Origin of the sequence: Halalkalibacter alkaliphilus, from assembly GCF_023555415.1 — a bacterium.
Lineage (GTDB): Bacteria > Bacillota > Bacilli > Bacillales > Bacillaceae_D > Halalkalibacter > Halalkalibacter alkaliphilus.
The window spans coordinates 1-1,394 of sequence record NZ_JAKRYL010000056.1 but is presented as its reverse complement, the minus strand read 5'-3'; the positions used below and the strand labels follow the sequence as shown (position 1 = coordinate 1,394).

The window sequence follows — 1,394 nt, the reverse complement described above, 5'->3', positions numbered from 1 at the left end:
TGCCTATATAATATAAGTTAAATGGGGCGGCTGATGGGAATTGAACCCACGAATGCCGGAATCACAATCCGGTGCGTTAACCACTTCGCCACAACCGCCATCGTCATAATAAAATTGGCAGGGGTAGTAGGAATTGAACCCACACCGAAGGTTTTGGAGACCTTTGTTCTACCTTTAAACTATACCCCTAAAAATAAATGGTGGAGGGGGACGGATTCGAACCGCCGAACCCGGAGGGAGCGGATTTACAGTCCGCCGCGTTTAGCCACTTCGCTACCCCTCCACAAAAACACAATACCTATTTTACACAATATGATTGATATAGTCAATATGTGAAATTACTATTAGGTATAAGACTTACAGTGCCGGCCAGAGGACTTGAACCCCCAACCTACTGATTACAAGTCAGTTGCTCTACCAATTGAGCTAGGCCGGCAAGATGGTGGCTCAGGACGGAATCGAACCGCCGACACATGGATTTTCAGTCCATTGCTCTACCGACTGAGCTACTGAGCCATATAAAACTTTATTAAAAATGGCGGTCCGGACGGGACTCGAACCCGCGACCTCCTGCGTGACAGGCAGGCATTCTAACCAACTGAACTACCGGACCATGGTATTGCGGGGGACGGATTTGAACCGCCGACCTTCGGGTTATGAGCCCGACGAGCTACCAGACTGCTCCACCCCGCGTCGTTCTTAAGTAAACATAAGATACTGTTCTATTAAAACACATAATTATGGTGGAGGATGACGGGATCGAACCGCCGACCCCCTGCTTGTAAGGCAGGTGCTCTCCCAGCTGAGCTAATCCTCCGTTTTGGATGTAAGTGGTAAGATGTTGGAGGTTAGAAAAGTCCTTTTTTCTAACTTCTTACTTCTAATATCTAGAATGGTGACCCGTACGGGATTCGAACCCGTGTTACCGCCGTGAAAGGGCGGTGTCTTAACCGCTTGACCAACGGGCCAACCTTAGGAAAGTACCTGGCGGAGAGCGAGGGATTCGAACCCTCGAGACGGTTTTACACCGCCTACACGATTTCCAATCGTGCTCCTTCGGCCAGCTCGGACAGCTCTCCATATGGCTCCACAGGTAGGACTCGAACCTACGACCGATCGGTTAACAGCCGATTGCTCTACCACTGAGCTACTGTGGAATATTAGCCTGGCAACGTCCTACTCTCACAGGGGGAAGCCCCCAACTACCATCGGCGCAAAAGAGCTTAACGACCGTGTTCGGCATGGGAACGGGTGTGACCTCTTCGCTATCGCCACCAGACTATTTTGAGAAAATACCTAGAAGGTTCTCTCAAAACTAGATAATGCTTTATAGAAACGTATCAAGAATAATGTATTGGATAAGTCCTCGACCGATTAGTATCTGTCAGCTCCAC

The 1,394-nt window shown here is 49.1% G+C and carries 11 tRNA genes and 1 rRNA gene; all 12 read right to left on the bottom strand.

Features of this window, described 5'->3' with window-relative positions:
- Nucleotides 1-22: 22 nt before the first annotated feature.
- Nucleotides 23-98, bottom strand: a tRNA-His gene (locus MF646_RS23085).
- A gap of 17 nt (nt 99-115) precedes the next feature.
- Nucleotides 116-189 (bottom strand) — tRNA-Trp (locus MF646_RS23080).
- Between the two features lie 9 nt (nt 190-198).
- Nucleotides 199-283 (bottom strand) — tRNA-Tyr (locus tag MF646_RS23075).
- A gap of 80 nt (nt 284-363) precedes the next feature.
- Nucleotides 364-436: transfer RNA gene (locus MF646_RS23070), tRNA-Thr, on the bottom strand.
- 4 nt (nt 437-440) lie between these two features.
- Nucleotides 441-516 (bottom strand) — tRNA-Phe (locus MF646_RS23065).
- A gap of 20 nt (nt 517-536) precedes the next feature.
- Nucleotides 537-613, bottom strand: a tRNA-Asp gene (locus MF646_RS23060).
- Nucleotides 614-619: 6 nt separating this feature from the next.
- Nucleotides 620-693, bottom strand: a tRNA-Met gene (locus MF646_RS23055).
- A 48-nt stretch (nt 694-741) separates the two neighbouring features.
- A tRNA-Val gene (locus MF646_RS23050) sits at nt 742-817 on the bottom strand.
- Nucleotides 818-893: 76 nt separating this feature from the next.
- A tRNA-Glu gene (locus MF646_RS23045) sits at nt 894-968 on the bottom strand.
- A gap of 17 nt (nt 969-985) precedes the next feature.
- A tRNA-Ser gene (locus MF646_RS23040) sits at nt 986-1,079 on the bottom strand.
- Nucleotides 1,080-1,082: 3 nt separating this feature from the next.
- Nucleotides 1,083-1,157: transfer RNA gene (locus MF646_RS23035), tRNA-Asn, on the bottom strand.
- 6 nt (nt 1,158-1,163) lie between these two features.
- A 5S ribosomal RNA gene (rrf, locus tag MF646_RS23030) occupies nt 1,164-1,279 on the bottom strand.
- Between the last annotated feature and the right edge of the window lie 115 nt (nt 1,280-1,394).